This is a genomic window from Sphingobacterium siyangense, assembly GCF_023277505.1.
GTDB classification, from domain to species: Bacteria; Bacteroidota; Bacteroidia; order Sphingobacteriales; family Sphingobacteriaceae; genus Sphingobacterium; species Sphingobacterium siyangense.
In genome coordinates, this window is record NZ_CP080574.1 from 5,717,254 (window position 1) to 5,734,827 (window position 17,574).

At 34.9% G+C, this 17,574-nt stretch carries 17 protein-coding genes; 7 read left to right on the forward strand and 10 right to left on the reverse strand.

The window, feature by feature from the left end; genetic code table 11:
* The first annotated feature begins 79 nt into the window (after positions 1-79).
* The 6 genes from K2F45_RS24160 (at position 80) to K2F45_RS24185 (ending at position 6,123) form a co-directional block, all read left to right on the forward strand.
* Positions 80-835 carry a glycosyltransferase family 2 protein gene (locus K2F45_RS24160; protein ID WP_216640410.1) on the forward strand — a complete coding sequence of 252 codons (756 nt, stop codon included), beginning with the start codon at positions 80-82 and terminating at the stop codon, positions 833-835.
* A complete protein-coding gene (locus K2F45_RS24165) occupies positions 832-1,821 on the forward strand; it encodes a WaaS/CpsH family glycosyltransferase (RefSeq protein WP_075994242.1) in 990 nt (329 codons plus the stop codon). The genes K2F45_RS24160 and K2F45_RS24165 overlap by 4 nt, the downstream gene beginning before the upstream one ends.
* Entirely contained in the window at positions 1,822-2,775 is a 954-nt protein-coding gene (locus tag K2F45_RS24170) for a WaaS/CpsH family glycosyltransferase (protein WP_248932557.1), read from the forward strand. It abuts the gene before it with no gap.
* Complete coding sequence (locus K2F45_RS24175; protein ID WP_248932558.1) at positions 2,775-3,839, forward strand: glycosyltransferase; 1,065 nt, start codon at positions 2,775-2,777, stop codon at positions 3,837-3,839. The genes K2F45_RS24170 and K2F45_RS24175 overlap by 1 nt, the downstream gene beginning before the upstream one ends.
* 18 nt (positions 3,840-3,857) lie before the next feature.
* On the forward strand, positions 3,858-4,913 hold the full coding sequence (locus K2F45_RS24180; RefSeq protein ID WP_075994243.1) for a WaaS/CpsH family glycosyltransferase: 1,056 nt from the start codon (positions 3,858-3,860) through the stop codon (positions 4,911-4,913).
* A 196-nt stretch (positions 4,914-5,109) separates the two neighbouring features.
* Positions 5,110-6,123 (forward strand): glycosyltransferase family protein, encoded by a 1,014-nt coding sequence (locus K2F45_RS24185; RefSeq protein ID WP_075994244.1) that lies wholly within the window; start codon positions 5,110-5,112, stop codon positions 6,121-6,123.
* A 56-nt stretch (positions 6,124-6,179) separates the two neighbouring features.
* Here K2F45_RS24185 and K2F45_RS24190 read toward each other — a convergent pair whose 3' ends face one another.
* The 7 genes from K2F45_RS24190 to K2F45_RS24220 form a co-directional block, all read right to left on the reverse strand.
* Positions 6,180-7,169, reverse strand: coding sequence for a hypothetical protein (locus K2F45_RS24190; RefSeq protein ID WP_248932559.1), 990 nt, complete (start codon positions 7,167-7,169; stop codon positions 6,180-6,182).
* Between the two features lie 133 nt (positions 7,170-7,302).
* Complete coding sequence (locus tag K2F45_RS24195) at positions 7,303-8,160, reverse strand: glycosyltransferase family 2 protein (RefSeq protein WP_248932560.1); 858 nt, start codon at positions 8,158-8,160, stop codon at positions 7,303-7,305.
* Positions 8,161-8,188: 28 nt separating this feature from the next.
* Positions 8,189-8,971: a glycosyltransferase family 2 protein gene (locus tag K2F45_RS24200; RefSeq protein WP_248932561.1), complete on the reverse strand. Its 783-nt coding sequence runs from the start codon at positions 8,969-8,971 to the stop codon at positions 8,189-8,191.
* 14 nt (positions 8,972-8,985) lie between these two features.
* Positions 8,986-10,074 carry a DegT/DnrJ/EryC1/StrS family aminotransferase gene (locus K2F45_RS24205; RefSeq protein WP_248932562.1) on the reverse strand — a complete coding sequence of 363 codons (1,089 nt, stop codon included), beginning with the start codon at positions 10,072-10,074 and terminating at the stop codon, positions 8,986-8,988.
* The gene (locus K2F45_RS24210) at positions 10,040-10,441 is read right to left on the reverse strand and encodes a sugar 3,4-ketoisomerase (protein WP_075994249.1); all 402 of its coding nucleotides are present in this window, start codon (positions 10,439-10,441) and stop codon (positions 10,040-10,042) included. The genes K2F45_RS24205 and K2F45_RS24210 overlap by 35 nt, the downstream gene beginning before the upstream one ends.
* Entirely contained in the window at positions 10,420-11,439 is a 1,020-nt protein-coding gene (locus K2F45_RS24215) for a glycosyl transferase (protein ID WP_248932563.1), read from the reverse strand. The genes K2F45_RS24210 and K2F45_RS24215 overlap by 22 nt, the downstream gene beginning before the upstream one ends.
* On the reverse strand, positions 11,436-12,239 hold the full coding sequence (locus K2F45_RS24220) for a methyltransferase, TIGR04325 family (protein WP_075994250.1): 804 nt from the start codon (positions 12,237-12,239) through the stop codon (positions 11,436-11,438). Before K2F45_RS24220 ends, K2F45_RS24215 begins: the two co-directional genes overlap by 4 nt.
* A gap of 133 nt (positions 12,240-12,372) precedes the next feature.
* Here K2F45_RS24220 and K2F45_RS24225 point away from each other — a divergent pair, with 133 nt between their 5' ends.
* Complete coding sequence (locus K2F45_RS24225; protein ID WP_075994251.1) at positions 12,373-12,864, forward strand: SixA phosphatase family protein; 492 nt, start codon at positions 12,373-12,375, stop codon at positions 12,862-12,864.
* A gap of 189 nt (positions 12,865-13,053) precedes the next feature.
* Here the strand turns inward: K2F45_RS24225 and K2F45_RS24230 are convergent, their stop codons facing one another.
* From K2F45_RS24230 to K2F45_RS24240, 3 genes are all read right to left on the reverse strand, one after another.
* Complete coding sequence (locus tag K2F45_RS24230; protein ID WP_075994252.1) at positions 13,054-13,890, reverse strand: DUF4249 family protein; 837 nt, start codon at positions 13,888-13,890, stop codon at positions 13,054-13,056.
* Positions 13,891-13,975: 85 nt separating this feature from the next.
* Positions 13,976-16,543 (reverse strand): TonB-dependent receptor, encoded by a 2,568-nt coding sequence (locus K2F45_RS24235; protein WP_083663762.1) that lies wholly within the window; start codon positions 16,541-16,543, stop codon positions 13,976-13,978.
* Between the two features lie 18 nt (positions 16,544-16,561).
* Complete coding sequence (locus tag K2F45_RS24240) at positions 16,562-17,572, reverse strand: FecR family protein (protein ID WP_248932564.1); 1,011 nt, start codon at positions 17,570-17,572, stop codon at positions 16,562-16,564.
* Positions 17,573-17,574 lie beyond the last annotated feature (2 nt).

A 17,574-nucleotide genomic window follows, 5' to 3' on the forward strand; every position in this document is an offset into this window, starting at 1 on the left:
TTCAATTTGTTTGTAACGAATTAGCGAACTTTCACGTTACAATAAAGTAAGGTCCAATTTTTCAATTATATCGTATACCTTGAGTCAAAAATTAAGCGCTTTAATCATTACATACAATGAAGAGGATAATATAGTAGAAGTCCTCAAAAGCATGGATTTTGCAGATGAGATTATTGTTTTGGATTCATTCAGTACTGATCGAACGGTTGAGTTAGCCGGTCTGCACCCCAAAGTGAAAATTTATCAAAACAAATTTGAGGATTTCACTAAACAGCGCAATTTGGCTCTGGCATATGCGAATAACGATTGGATACTTTTTTTGGATGCCGACGAGCGTTTGACTTCAGCATGCCAAACGGAAATACTATCGACAATAAACGATCCGCAAGCAAAAGACGCTTATTACATGTATCGTTTATTTTTCTTTTGTGGTGAACGCATTAATTTTTCGGGAACGCAAAACGATAAGAACTTCCGTTTGTTCAAAAAAAGTAAAGCAACATACGACACGAAAAAGAAAGTGCATGAGACATTACTGGTTAATGGTACAATTGGTAGCTTAAAAAACAAGATATGGCACTATTCCTTTGCAGACTACGCGAGTTACAAAGAAAAAATGGTCCATTATGGTCAGCTTAAAGGGAAAGAACTATACGCTAAAAATAAGCAGTACTCGCTCTTAAGTCACCTGGCGAAAGTGTCCTTTAAATTTTTTAAGGCATACTTTTTGAAACTAGGAATATTAGATGGGCGACGAGGATACCAACTTTGCTACTTACAGAGTCTCAGTGTGCATGAAACTTTTAAGTCATTGAAAAGAGAAGAAAAAAAATGAAGATTTGCATTATAAGCTTTGATTACTGGAATTACGACCACCACATTGTAAAGAAATTACAAGAAAAGGGTATTGATGCATCACATATCAATATGGGTACCTATAAATACAAGAATTTTAGTGAAAGGGCTTCCAATGCAGTCAGCAAAATTTTTCTAAATAGAAATATCAAACATATAAAACGACAAGAGTACGTATTAAATACCTTGGAAAAACTAGGTCCTCAAGATCAGATATTGGTACTTAATCCACATACTTTAGATTACAAGACTATCAAACAGATCAAATCTTATACACCATATTTAATTTCCTATCTGTATGATAACCTCGAGCGTTTTCCAGTGGAAGAAAAGTTGGAGTTGTTTGATAAGATCTATTCATTTGAAGATAAGGATGTAAAAAAATATGGTTTTGAAAAGATAACAAACTACAATTATCTTTCAGAACAACCCATTCAGGCCGAAGAAATTGAAAACGACTTATTCTATATCACTTCCTATGACAAACGGCGTATCAAGCTTTTGCGTAAACTCGCGGCTCGTCTTTCTACCCTCCAAGTACGAAGTAAGATTATTGTGGTCGGAAAACAGGTATGGAAAGAGAAATTACGGAACTTTATATTAAGGCCGAAAGGCGCATCACTGATAGAATACCGAAAAAAACCTATCGACAATGAAGCCGTATTAAAAGAATACAAAAAGTCAAAAGCGATAATAGATTTGATGCGTGAAGGACAAGAAGGTTTAAGTTTTCGAGTTTTTGAAGCGATGGCTCTAGAGAAGAAAATAATAACAGATAATCCATGTATTATTGATTATGATCTATATACCACACAAAATATTCTATATATAGATAAAAATTTAAGTAACTTAGACACATCATTCTTAAATAGCCCATATAAAGCTTTATCCAACGACATTTATGAGCGCTATACACTTGATGCTTGGCTGCAGAAAATTTTTAATCTTAAAACTCTTCTATATTAAATGAAGAAAAAAATTCTATTTATCGCTCCAGGATATTACGGATTTAATGAAGTGGTAAGCGATGGGCTCAAAAAATACAGTGGCTATAAAATAATTGACGTCAATTCAACACTCCCCTACCAATACAAAAATCTCGGAGAACGTATCTATAATTTTTTCCTCAAAACTTTTTTGGGTAAAAATTTGAAAGAGATCAAAAAAGGACAATATATCCGACAAACTATAACTCAGCACGGAGAAATCGATTTATTAATCGTTAATCGCCCAGATGTATTGACAACAGAAGATTTACGTCTTGCTCAGCAAGCCTGTAAACGATCAGTATGCTTATTCTGGGATAGTATAGATAAAATTCCCTCACAAAAGAATTTTATTAATTCTTTCGATACTATATTTAGTTTTGACCCCGTCGATTGTGAGCAATTTGGTTTTAAATCAATTACAAATTTCTATTTTGCAACTCTACGTAAAACAATATTACAATATGATATTGCATTACTGATGACTTACGACAAAAGAATCACTGATGCAATTAAATTGTTCAAATATTTTGAAAAACATGGAATAAAAGCTAAAGCAAAAATATTCACCTACAAATCCCACCCTATTAAGGAAGATCTTCCAAAAAATATGGAAGTAATTCATACAATTGTTCCATTTAATAAGGCCTATGAATACTATCTTGATAGCAAGATAATACTAGATTTAGCACACCCAAACCAACGCGGCCTATCATTTAGACCATTTGAAGCTATCGGTTTGGAAAAAAAATTAATAACGACTGCTAATATTGATCAAGCGGATTTATATCATGAGGACAACGTATACATCATTAAAGATATAAATACGATAGATATACCTAAATCTTTTATAGAGAACGATTATAGGATAATCAGCAGCAATATCAAGGAAAAGTATTTTATAAAAAACTGGATTCAAACGATCATATCATAATGCCAAATACGCCAACTATTTATTTTATTTGTCCAACCAATAGATCTGCGAGCGGTGGTGTAAAACAAATGTACCGTCAAGTACAAGTCCTAAATGAGGCTGGGTATCATGCTATAATTCTACATCGTAAAATAGGGAAAGTAGAACGTTGGTTCCATGCCAAAGTTCCCATAAAATACAATCCTTGGTTATTCAAAAGATTAAAATACGATTACCGACAAAAAAAGATCACATTCACTAAAAAAATATTTTTAAAAATACTTCGGTTGATTAGCTGTCATATTGAAAAAGATGCTATTCTAGTATTCCCTGAAATCTATGGTCCCAGAATCCATAAGATCATGCCCTTAAATAAGCGTGTTATTTTTAATCAGAATTGCTATTATACTTTTGACCATTTTGGATTAGATGAAGACTATAAAGATACACCTTATAACTCCACCGATACTCTAGCTACAATTGTCGCCTCTGAAGATGCAAAAGATTATTTTAATTATGCTTTTCCGCATATAAAAACCCTAAAAATGAACTTAGGAATAGACCATAATATCTTTTCATTGGGCACAAACAAAAAAAAACAGATATGCTTCATGCCTAGAAAGCTTGGTGGAGACGTTGCGCAGGTTATTAATATTCTTCGATTAACTGAGCTGCCAAACGACTGGTCTCTCATATCTATTGACAATAAAACTGAATCAGAGGTTGCCGCTATTATGAAAGAGAGTATGATCTTTTTAAGCTTCAACTTTAGAGAGGGCTTCGGTTTACCGCCTGTTGAAGCTATGGCATGTGGTTGCTATATAATAGGTTATATTGGTCAAGGTGGCAGGGAATATTTTAACCCTTCATTTACAACGGCAGTTAATGAAGGAAATATCATCGATTATGTCGAATCAGTAAAGAAAATTATTGATAAATTTAATGTGAACCAAGACGAGATGTTAGAAAAGGGTCGACTGGCTTCTAAATTTGTTTTTGCTCATTACACGATAGAAAAAGAAACAGAAGATACGTTAAACATTTGGAATGAAATCATGCAATCCTCCAAACTATTGGCTCGATAATCACGATTTAAAATACGAATGGAATACAATAATAGAAAAATTATTATACTGGGTACTCCAAAAAACTTTGGGCTGAATTTAGTAATCCGCGGACAACTGGAATCTTTAGGATTTGAAGTTGTGGATATTAATATAGAAGAAAAAGCATTTTATTATAAAAGTTATTTCCTACGGCTCAAAAACCTTTTTCGAAAACTTATTTTAAAAGATCATCAGTATAAAAATCTATTACGCAAAAGATTTTTGGATGAACAATATGAGGAAAAATTTGCACATATCCAGCGAGCAGATTATGCACTTTTTATCCGAGCAGATATTTTTCCCAAATCAATTATTTCTCAGGTAAAAAGTATCACTGAACTTACAGTCGCTTATCAGTGGGATGGTTTAAATCGATATCCAGATATTTTTTCTAGAATGGAGCTTTTTGATCGATTTTTTGTTTTTGATCCTGCTGATTTAGCCATTGACGGTACTTTACCATTAACCAACTTCTATCTGGATCAGCAATTAACTGAACAAGAAAACGGCAGTTTAATTATTCCATCCATTGATATACTTTTCATAGGCACCTATATTGAAGAAAGAATCGCTGATATTTATCGGTTCTTCAATTTATTCAAAGATCGAAAAGAATTAAAAATCAAAGCAATAATTAATACTCACAGCGACAAGTTGATAAAAGAAATAAAAGAAAAGTGCCCTATCATCAGCACTATTTATGATGGCATCACTTATTTAGAGAATATTGATATGGTTAAGAGGTCCAACGTCTTAGTCGATTTTTCTAATTATTTACATGATGGATTATCTTTTCGTGTTTTTGAAGCCATTGGCTTCAAAAAAAAGCTGATCACAACCCAAAAGTCGATTAAAGAATATGATTTCTATCAACCAGAGAATATACTGATCATTGATTCTACAACAGATTACGATCAGGTCATTACATTCCTTAACGCCCCTATGCAAGAAATATCGTCTATAATAAAGAGAAAATATAGCTTCTCTAACTGGATTAAGTATGTTCTTGACCAGAAAGATTATATTCCGATCAATTTCCCTATTCAGCTATAATTTATAAGGTTTCAATTCATTAACTACGTAGTTTAACATCTTTTAAAAATAAACAGATGTAATGAAAACCTCTTTGTACTCGTTATTGATTATAATCATATAAGAAAATATTCATTCCGATAGATGAGTACGGTCACAACTTTTTTATAACTAATTACACAATGGCATGTTGTGATTTTAAAAAAAATAGAACGAAATGGGAGAAACAAAAAAGATCTTAGTAGCAACTAATCATCTAGCCGGAGTCGGCGGTTCAGAAATGTATACTTATGATTTAATCAAAGCACTTAACGTACGGCCTAATGTTGAAGTAGAATACTTCACTTTTGATAAAGGCTTAATTTCAGATAAGATAGAAGAAGAATTACACATACCTTTTATGAAAAAGAAAAGGTATGATCTGATCTTTGCTAATCACAACAGCTCGGTTAAAGAACTCTTTGCTAAGGCGCCCATCATTCAGATCTGCCACGGTATTGTACCCGAGTTAGAACAACCCTCTCCACTTGCAGATTATCATGTCGCCATTTCAGAAGAAATATCCGATCATCTAGTGAACCTCGGTTATGCAAATGATATTATTTTAAATGGAATTGATGTACAGAAAAAAAAACCATTACGTCCAATAAACAGCACACTTCAAAGCGTACTGTCGTTATGTCAGAGTGATAAGGCCAATGCAAAATTAAAGGCTGTCTGTGATGCTAAAGGTTTAGACTTTCAGGCTTATAACAAAAATAGTAATCCAGCAGTCAGCATTGAGCAAAAGATTAATCTTTTTGATTTAGTAGTAGGAATCGGCAGATCTATTTATGATGCAATGGCATGCGGACGTCCCAGTTTAATATATGATCATCGTGTGTACAACGGAAATAAAGGAGATGGCTATTTACGTCCTGAGAATTTTTCAAAATATGTGAAGATGAATTGCTCCGGACGTTATCTTAACCGACAGTATCAAGAAAAAGAACTGATCAGGGAACTGGAGAAATACAACCCCGAAGACGGAGAGAAATTAAGAAAGATTGCTTTGTCAGAATTGAATGCCTATAAAATGGTAGATCAGCTGCTAAATACCGAAGAGCGATTAAACTGGCGTAATCGCATCAATAAATGGAAACGTTTTACCGAACATACGAAATTAATAAAACATGCATTTTTCTATAAAAAATTATATGCATTTACCAAAAATGAGTATTTCAACAGATAGTTAACCCTCCAATAGTCATCGGAAAAAATCAAGTAATTTCTTCCTTAATAGCGTGTTTACTGTATATTCTTTTTTTCAAAATAATCGAATTTCATTTTATATTTCATTGAGCCAAAGTTCTCTAAGCTGTTCAGTTTATACCAAATAGGGAATTCGTAGCTTTTATTTCTTTTGTCACTCTTTTCTTTGAACACCTTCCATGCGGCTTCTATTTCCTTCAATCCTTCAGCTCTTTTAATATAACTTTCCTTACTACCACTGCGTAGATAGATAACTATAGAGCTTAATTCTAAAAGATCTTTATCTGTATTATCCAGCTGCTCACCTGCTTTCAACTTCTTCAAGATATTCTTGATCTCATCAACAGCATAATCACTTTCAACTAAAATCAAACTATGTTGCCCATAAGCAGCAGCGCTTACATAGGTTGGCACATTCCCTTCTGTAGTCAGGGATTCTACATATTTTTTATCGAAGAAAGCCACAAACTCGTCATATTGTGTTCCAAGCACAAGGTCCAACAAAACCTGATCTTCATAATAACCATGCTTTCGCTGCACCATTCTTTCTCCATCTTTATCCTTCACAATGAGTGTGAGAATTTCATCCGCATCAGAGCTATTTTTTAAGAAAGTCCTGATCATATTGTAATCAGAGAAATTACCATAGCTAAAATTGACATTTGCAGAAAATATATCATTCTTAAACAACTTTGCATAAGCTGCAACATTTTGATAATTCGGGGTAAAATCTCCAAACTTAATCGTACTTAGATCGGAATTATGAACAACTTTCATCTTAAAATTACTGATGTCTACACGTAGCTTCTCTAATTCCCCCCCTTCCTTTGTACTATCAACCAACCACAATCCTCCTAAGAAAAGATCTTTATCAATTGTGTTTGACATCATAAAATAGTTTGAAGAAAATACAGCGCTATTTTTACGATACTCCACTAGATCGGTTTCATTATCAAATTGTTCATCTTTCGAACAAGATGTTAAAAATAAAACTGGAATTAAAATAAAAGATAGAATCTGTTTCATTGCTAATAATATTACAATATATAATCGACAAAATTAAATTAATATTTATTATACACAATTAATTTTCATCTATTTTTCTTAAAAAAATTATAACACCTCTATCCCCTTCTTCAGATAATCCTGACAAATCCAATTATTGCTGATATAGTTTTGAATACTTCTTAGGCTTAAACAATAAATAAAATATACGTTTATACCATTTATGATAATATTTCCTTCTGAACTTTCCAAGTTCATCTTCCAAGATAAACAGATAATCCAGAGACATTTCGTTTTCAACATAGATCTGTTGATGTTTTTGAAAAATATATAACTGAACCTCCCGAAGTATCCTATGGTTATCTCTATATTTATCTAATGCCGAATCTATAGTAAATCTTTTTCGATAATAATATTGGGGTTCTTCTATTCGATATACCTCGGCATTAAACTGCTTAAATAAATGGATCCAACATTCCCAATCTTCACAGAAAACAATAGACTCATCGAAGCCACCAATAGCTCGCAACTGGTCTGTACGAACTAAAGCAAATACAGGAATACAGTTCGCTTTTAAAAAATTTTTTAAATTGAATTTAGCTAAAGGGAAAGGACCTGATTCTCGCTCGAATAGCTCCATATTACTATAAACGAGGGTTAAACTCGGCTTCTTTTCAAATATATTTACTCCTAAATCAATATAACTATCCTTTAACTTATCATCACCATCCAAGAAAACAATAAAGCTTCCTCTAGCGACCCTTAACCCCAGGTTTCTCACCGCTGATACACCTTTATTTGTTTGTGAATAAATACTCAATCGAGAATCACCTTTAATAAGCTCCGCGACAATGGACTCCGAATTGTCTACTGAACCATCATTTACTACGATCACCTCAATATTAGTATATGTTTGAGACAAAGCTGATCCAATCGCTTCCTCGATCGTATTTTCACAATTATAGCAGGGAATTACTATGCTTACTAATGGTTTTACAAATTGATTAATCATATAATAATTGCTAATAAAATCTATTTTATTACTGAAATTTTTTGACACCTATCTTTTTTAAGAGTCTAAAGGCACTTGATGATCGAATCTTCTCTAACGTATTCTGTGTATTTGTATGTGTAAGATAATCTTGATAAAAAAGAGGGAATTCTATTTCTAAAACAGCCTTTCTTTCATTTGCGATCTTTAATTGATTTTCCTCCCTGGAGCTAATTCCATTTGTATCAAAATTGGAAATAACTTGTTTGACATGTTTGGTAGAGGCATTTTTTTGCGCTATGACTTTAATAAAGAAAGCCCAATCAGCAGCTATTTGAAAACGCGTATCATATTTTCCAAAACGTCCAAATAGATCCCTCTTTATAAATGTCGCAGGGTGTGCCAAAGAAGCATTAAATAGAAATGAAAAGGATAGCTCCGAGGGATAATGATATATATAAGGGTTTAGCTTGTCTGCAAAAAACAAATCACCATAGATAATGTCAAACTGGTTTAACAATGGAACTATTTTTTCTAAAGTAGTATTTTCATGGAGGCAATCACCACTATTTAAAAACAACAGATACTCACCAGTGGCAAGTGCTATACCCTTATTCATTGCGTCGTAAATTCCTTCATCTTCTTCACTAACCCATTTAGAGATAAATTGAGTTTGTTCAATTAATTCTTTACTCCCATCAGTAGACCCTCCATCAATCACAATATATTCTATCTCATTAAGAGTCTGTTTTTGGATAGATGTGATTGTCTTCAGCAATCCTGTTTTGTTATTTAAATTGACTGTAATAATCGAAATGCTATACTTCGTCATTTTTTCGTGCTTGTTTATAAAAATTTATTCATTACCTCCACAACCCTATTGATATCCTCTTCTGTATGACCATAGGAAATTGGTAGACTGATTATTGTACGATGGATTTCTTCAGAGATTGGATATCCTCCATCTGATAGGATTCCTTTCATCGCTTTTTGTTGATGTGGAGGGATTGGATAATGAATTTCCGTTCCAATTTCATTTGCCAAAAGGTGAGCGCGCAATCGGTCTCGTTCGGGATGACGGATCGCAAAAATATGATAAACATCTTCTTGTCTAGGTTGTACAACTGGAAGTATAAAATCGGACTTTAACTCACGTAGATAAACTGTTGCCAACCTCTGTTTGTGCGCTGTAATTTTATCTAGGTATTTTAATTTCACAGACAAAAAAGCAGCTTGCAGTTCGTCGAGCCGCGAATTATACCCCACCTCATCAAAGACATATTTAGCAGATGAACCATAATTCCGTAGCGTACGAATTGAATTATTCAGTATATCGGCCTTACATGTAATAGCTCCAGCGTCTCCCAGTGCGCCGAGATTTTTGGTAGGATAGAAACTAAATGCACCAAAATCACCAAAAGCTCCTGCCTTTTGACCATTGTACTTAGCACCATGCGCTTGTGCACAATCCTCGATTATCTTTAAGTCATATTGAGCGGACAGCTGAAGAATGGGATCCATATCACTCATCTTTCCATAAAGATGGACAACAAGTATGGCCCTCGTTTTTTTTGTAATGCACTCTTCTATCCGTTTTGGATCAATATTGTACGTGTTTATATCCGGTTCAACAAGTACTGGTTTCAAACCAACTTGAACAATAGCCAATATCGAAGCAATATAGGTGTTAGCAGGTACGATAATTTCATCTCCGGGTTGAAATCCAAAATAGCGCAGTGAAAGAACCAATGCATCTAGCCCGGAGGCTACTCCGATACAGTGCTCGACACCACAGAAATTCGCAAATGATTGTTCAAATTGCTGTACCTGTTTTCCCAAAATATACCAACCTCCGCGTAATACCTTCTGAAAAACATGCGTGTATTCATCCATAAATTCCTTATTGACCTGCTGTAAGTTCTCGTATGCTATCATGTTTTAAATAGGGTTCATAAATGTAATCTGTAGCGTCATAATATTCAGAAGCAAGCACCATAAGAATAGCATCCTCCGAAAAGTCGAACATCTGATGCCAATCTTTTGGCTCTAAAATCAAGCATTGGTCCGGTGAATTCAATTCAAAAATTTGTTCCTTTGCACCATCTTGATTGTAAATTGCACAACGTCCACGCAAGCAGACTGCTGCTTGAACGGTCTGATAATGTCGATGCCCTCCTCTGATAGAATCATCAACTCCATAGATATAGAATATACGCTTGACATCAAAAGGAATAACCTTTTCAATCACTGTCAAATTACCGCGATCATCAGTAAATGTCTTTAAATCAACTTGGTAAGCCATCTCATTTTAAAATAATTGTTGTGATAAAACTCTCCTGTTTTTCCCTTAAAAAAGAGGTTAGCAATTCGACGAATGGATGTCCTAATCTTCGGAATTTTGATATTTTCATGTAGTACAGCAGTAATCCCCCGTTTCTTCAATCCATTACTTACTTCTACCAAAGCGGACATATAGGGCTTATACATAAACAAGAGGCCATTATCATTTAAATCATAGTACGCTGTTGGTAACGGAATAAAACTATTAGCTTCTGCTATCTTGAGCCCATGATAGTGATAAAATATGACTGGAAAACTAAGTCTAGTCCCTATACTTTTTGCCCATATTGAACTATCCCTATCACCAAATTCATATTGTTGAATATTCCAGGGAGCAATTCCCGCTCCTCGATGTTCACAAGCATGAACACAGTTAAATCTCGTCATCCAATCATCAAGATATTTCTGATCGCCAAATTTCCCATCTTCCACGCGCGCATAACACCAATCTAAACAAGCATTGCGCCACCATTCAAGTACTTCCATTCCCTCTTTCGTGTTTTTGAAACAAACGAATTGAACACAATATGTTCCACTTGTTGCTGACTGATCGTATTTTTCAGTATAATGATGTGGTGTAATTAATACCGAATTATCTCCCATCTCTTCAAACAGAACCTGTGGATTTCCAAAAAACAACAAGTCTGCATCCAGATATGTACACGATTGCAATCCATAGGTATTAATTGCATAACGTATAATAGATGGTGTACAAGTCCAGCAATATTCTGCAGCTGTACGCGTCGACTTAACAGCAAGTAAATCCCTATCCTCAAACTGGATTAGCGGAATAATTGTAGCTTTCGGCAGATTGAGATTTTTTAAAATTGAAAAGCACGCCTCATCAAATGCGAAAATATAAAGATGAAATCCCTTAACATACTTATCGAGAGAATTATACATTGCTAATCCTCTAGTCAAATATGTTGAGTTAAATAAAGTACAGTAGTTATGCATCATATCATTTTCTTAAAAAAAAATCCGCTATCATATCCTGCCAACTTTCCATCAATTAGCATATCTTGTTCTCCAATAACATAGGATGCAAATTGAGCTTGTAGTTCATACTCATTAAAATGGTTCAGGAATTTTGCCTCATTAAAAAACCATGCTGGGTAGGATGCATCATAAATAGATGGTGGCACACGTTGCAAGGTAAGGCGGTCAGGTCCCTCATAGACAAACGCCGTACGATCGAAAAAAAGATAGGCTATTCGCAAACCCGTCAAATAACTGAGAAATTCATGCGGTTTTTCCAAATATTGGACAACACTGGATAGAATAATTATATCTGGCAGGCCATCAGCAATACTCTCTTCTATTGTTTTATAAAATTTTAACTGCTTATTTTCAAACTCTTTTTTACCAAGCTCTACATAGGACTCTTGTTCCACAATGTGCCATTCTAACGATTCCAAAGGCTTTAAAAAGTCACGTGTTTGATAATAAGTTGTACCCAAAGAGCCTCCAAAATCAATGACTTTCAATTTCAAATCATTTTTTGTTGCTATATAAAGAAGACTTGAAATTAGTGCAAAAGGAAATTCTTTTTTCTCAAATAGCACGGAATCTCTCTCATATACAGCATGCCCATCACGAATTTTAAGCATCGATTGATAGGTTCTGTTCAAAATCAAATTCGCATCATACCCATCTGTTAAGCTTTTAACATCTTCCCAATACATATATCTTCCTGACCAGCCATATCCATGATCAGTCCTTTCTTTATTACTTTTTTTTGAAAAGAACTTCTTTATCATTTATCTTTTATATTTTTTAGAATCGCAGAACTCATACTTTACTATTTTGTTATAATGAAGAAAGTAATCTCATCATTTTTACAATGAAATATTGCTATCAAGCGTTATTAGTATAGAATCAAAAATTTTAATCATGGACAACAGTAAAAAACTTTATATCATCCGACATGCCAAAGCTGAAACCATTCCGGGAATAAACGATTTTGACCGAGCTCTTACCTCCGATGGAATTCAGCATGCAAAACAGGTTGCTGCCAAGCTTGCCACAAAATTGAATCTTGACGAAAATAGTATGGTGATCAGCTCCCCAGCCAACCGCGCACTTCAAACAACGCGCACTTTTCTGGACGTCATGGGTTCTTCTTCTTTTGATATTCAGATCGAAGAAACGATCTACGAATGCACATACAAACATCTGCTATCCATTATCAATGCAATTCCTGACCATATCAATCAAGTTCTGCTCTTCGGTCATAATCCTACGTTAACTGATCTCGTTGAATACTTAACCCGGAAAGCGGCATATCTACGGACCTCATCATGCGCAGAGATAAAACTCGACACCGGTTTCACTTTTCAGATGCTCAGCGGCAATTGCGCTGATCTTGGGCAAATAATTGATTAAAATTCAAAGAACCATTTGTATTGAAGCACGTCTAGTTGTTCAATCTTTAATAATGACAATAACATTATTAAAAAGTCCTAATAGCATTTTCATTTTCTAATCAACAAAATTTAATAGAAACAAATTCACATAAAAAAAGCCATATACGATTCTTACGTATATGGCTCTTAATTTTAATGATTAAATTGGCTATTTAGCGTTTCTAATATCTTTCATCGGAACTGTTTTCTTGATTCCATCCATTACATAGAAAAATCCAAGGGCGTTTCCCGTAACATTTCCTTGTACATTCGCAGGGACTGCTGACAATAGCCCTTTCCATTTTGTTTCTTGGAACAAATTATATAAAAACTTTGCATATCTCGGCGAAATCGCAAATTTAGAAATCGCTAAACTGTCTTTCCTTCCCATTTCATAACTATAAGTAGCAGCCAGCAATGTATTTAAAACATTTGGAGCTCCCGACCTAAAACTATAACTATAGGGTGCTTTAAAAAATACCATACTTTCATCCGAAAATTCCTTTTGCGGCATGATAAGCCATTTATTGGAATTGCTCATACCAAATAAATATGTATCAACCTTGACATGCCATTTTTTATTAACATCAGATTTTTCTACCGGAATAAAAGACTTTTCTATCGGCACATTGGTGATTAGCTGATCTTGTGATTCATACACCTTCCCATTCAATTCAATTTTTAATTGGAATATATTTCCAACGGTATCTCTTAAATCAAACAATTGACCTCTATACAGACCATTTCCAACATCTTCAAAATCAATTTGATTTGGACCATTTGTCACGATAACCGTAGCAGCAGTAATTCCTTCAAGTTCACTAGTAACGCCAGAAATATGAAGTCGCTTTAATTGAATATATTGCTCTTTATACATGGTATTGATACCACCTTCCACGATCATATCATAAGATTGCCCATCTTCTAGCGCTGATTTTTCACAGGCGTAAAGCATGCTGCAGCAAAACAACAAAACAAGGACTTTCCAATAGATATTTTTATTCATCTGCCCCAACCTAATTTACTAGTTCCAAATTTACATTAACCATACGATTAAAATGAACTTTTAGATACAGGGAACATCATTTATTTTAAAATCTTATTGCATAATTTACTGACGGAACAATTCCTGAAAATGAAGTCTGTTTAACGATGGGGGAACCATTTCCACTCTCTAAAAAACTATAATATAATGGATTACGCCGGTCAAAAACATTATATAGACCTATATTTAAAGTATTTAGCCGACCTTTTTCTCGCTGTTTTTTCGTTTCTAAATCGAAAGAACAGCTTATATCGAAGCGACTAAAAATCGGCATACGATGTGAATTTCTATCCGAATAAATAGGCATAACTATGCCTTCATACTCCGTAAACCCCATTGGATATGTTAATGGCCTTCCTGACTGTAATACATAAAATGTATTCAAATGAATAGTTGTATTGATATCGTAAGACAAACTAACTTTTGCCACATGTGGAATGTCATAGTTAGCCACGTATTCATTGCCTTTATTTATTCCTACAATTTTGCGAAAGGACCGAGAATAGCTATATAGAACAGTTCCCTCAACAGGGCCTATACGTTTATTAAAAGAAAATTCTAAACCATATACTCGACCGTTTCCCTGTTTTATCTGAGTTTCTATAAAAGGATTTAAAATAAGTTGCGCATGGTCAATAAGTTCAACTTGATTTTTCATCTTTTTCCAATACCCATCTATCGCAATGTATCCTCCATGAATCATTCTATTTATGCGAAATGAGACTGCATCTGTATATTGAGGTTTTATATTTTGCCCAGCAGGTATCCAGGCCTCCAACGATGAAAAAGCCAATTCATCATTCTGTAAAAGCTGTAGATATTGGTATACACGGTTATAAGATATTCTTGCATAATAAGCATCGGCAAACTTATACTGAAAAGAAAAACGAGGTTCGATCCCGTAATAAGTCTTTTTCTTATCCAAATCTCCCGCCAATACTTTGTATTGGTTATTCAATAAATAATATTGTCCAAACGAAGTGCTATAAAAAGCATTTAAACGTGTACCTAAAACGACCCGAAAGGAAGAGTCAATCTTCCAGTTAAAGGATACGTAGCCTGCATACTCATATGCTTGTGCCCTGAAAATATTTTCTTCCTTAGCTAGATCAACGGGAGAAATTTCCCCAGGTTTGAACCTATGCAGCGTCCCTTGGATTCCAAAATCAAGCATGCGATCTAATCCTCCAAAATAGGTAAAATCAGTTTTAAGGCTAAAATCTCTAATTTGGGTCAGCCATGTTCGGTTTTCTGGCGATTCGGGTTTACTGATATCCAACCTGTTCGAATAATTACTAAAAATCGCGGACAAATTCATAAACAGGCGTGGACTATGCACATAATTCCATCGTAATGTAGACGCCCAATTCCCCCAATGATTAGTATTTTTATTAGGTGCAACCACTTTATCTTGCCCGATATATCCAGAAACATAAACCCTATGACGGTCCCCAATTGCGTAATTCAATTTGGCATTATAGTCACTATAATTCCCCTTCACATTGAACAAACGATATTCTTTATTGAACACATTCGATATACTTGATCTTGCCGTCACTAAAAAAGATCCCTTCCCTTTCTTTATAAGTGGACCTTCAGCTCCAATGCGAGCAACTAGTAAGCTTGCGCCTCCGAAGACATGTACTGTGTTTACATCGCCATCACGTGTGCTCATCTCCATGATGGATGAAATCCGTCCTCCGAAATTCGATGGGATAGCATCCTTATAAATTTGAGTATGTTTTAAGATATCAGGATTAAAGACAGAAGTCAAACCAAATAAATGCGAGGGGTTGTAAACAACGGCTTCATCCAACAATATAAGATTCTGATCTTTACCACTGCCTCTAACAAACAAGTTACTCCCCCCCTCAGTCAATCCGTTAACACCATTTTGCATCTGTAAAACCTTGATAATATCCGCTTCTCCCTTATAGAAAGAACTTCTCCGAGCTCTATTCCAGTCTATCTTCCCATTTAACACCTGTAATTGCTTACTTCGCCCGATAGAGTCTCCATTGATCACAATTTCACTTAGATTCATATCTAGAGGAGAAAGTTTGATTAAAAATGTACCAAACTCCATATCGGGAGAAAATCTCACAATTTTTGTTTTATACCCGACATAGCTTACCACACAGACATTGGTCTCCAGGGGTAGAGTTAATGAATAAAACCCATATTTATTACTAAAACTACTTTTACTTTTCTCAGCAATCAACAAAGTAGCACCGATCAGGTTTTCACCGCTTAGACTATCTACAACACGCCCCTTAATGGTAAAAGTCTTATCCTCTTTGTAGAAGATCAGGGCCCTATTGATCATTGTGAATCCAATATTGGAATCTTTGAGCAAATAATTAAGAACCTCTTCTAAACTCGATTTATTAAATGATCGACTATAGATAATGTCCTTGTTAAAAATCTGCTCATCATAAGACATGGATATATCGTATGTTTTATGAATTTCGACAAGTATCTGAATGATCTGTTTGTTATGTGTGTCAATTGAAATTTGCGAATCCGTAGGAGAATTCTGCCCCATGGATTTCGAACACATGACTATAACCAACCAGCATAAAAAGAGCAGACGATACAGTACCCTATCTTTCATATCAGCAATGCGAAAAGTCTATTCGTAGATTCTATATCCTTTTTTACCCGATTTCCATTTCACATTGAGGGTCTTGGAGAGAATCTGAACAATCTCATTGAGCGTTTGTCCATCAAAATACATGGTCAGCTTCCGCGCTTTTAAGCTATCCCCAACAACAGTAATATTCGCCCGGAAATGCTTTTCCAAATCCGCACAGATACTATCCAATCGAATATTCGAATAGCTCAGTTTCTGAGCAACTTCGGTATCATTTTGCTCAGAAAGATCTATTTTGGACAAGGATGCTGTTTGTTTTTTATACAGGCCTTTCTGATTTTTTTGCAGAATAAGTTCTTTTGCATGATCTCCTTTTCCACTGCTCAAGGCGACAGAGCCCTCCTTAACAAAAACCTCAACATCATTTTCAAGCAAATTCACTTCAAAAGTAGTTCCGATATCACGCACATAATTGTTTTCAAGATCTACGACGAAAGAATTCCCCGTTTTGTGCTTTACATCAAATAGCGCTTTTCCCTTTTTAAGTTCGACAATCCGTTCTCCTAGAAATGTTCGCCTATTGAACAAAGCTTCCGCTCCTGCATGCAATATCACAATTGAACTATCAGGAAGCAAAATGGGCTGCTGCGCTGCTGATCCATATATTCGGATTTCATTGTCCATCCAGCGGTCAAAGTTCAGATAACAGGCAAAACCGACAACCAACAATACGGCTGCAGCCACAAATTTCATCCAGGGTTTCCAGATTGCTCGTACAGGTGTCTCGATCTCCGCTTCTTGTTGATCCCCTGTTTTATCCAACTGATTTTTAAATTTTTCCCATTGGTTACTGGCATCTACCTTTTTATAGCATTCCAGTGCTCTAAGATCATCAGCTATACTTCTAACTTCTTGGTATAGCTCGTAGTTCGCCACATCCTCCGAAATCCAACGCCCAAGCAACACTCCTTCCCTTTCGGAAATAGTCCCATCCAGCTCTTTCTGAATCAAGTCATAAGGAATAAATCTTGAAGTATTGTTTTCTTCCATAT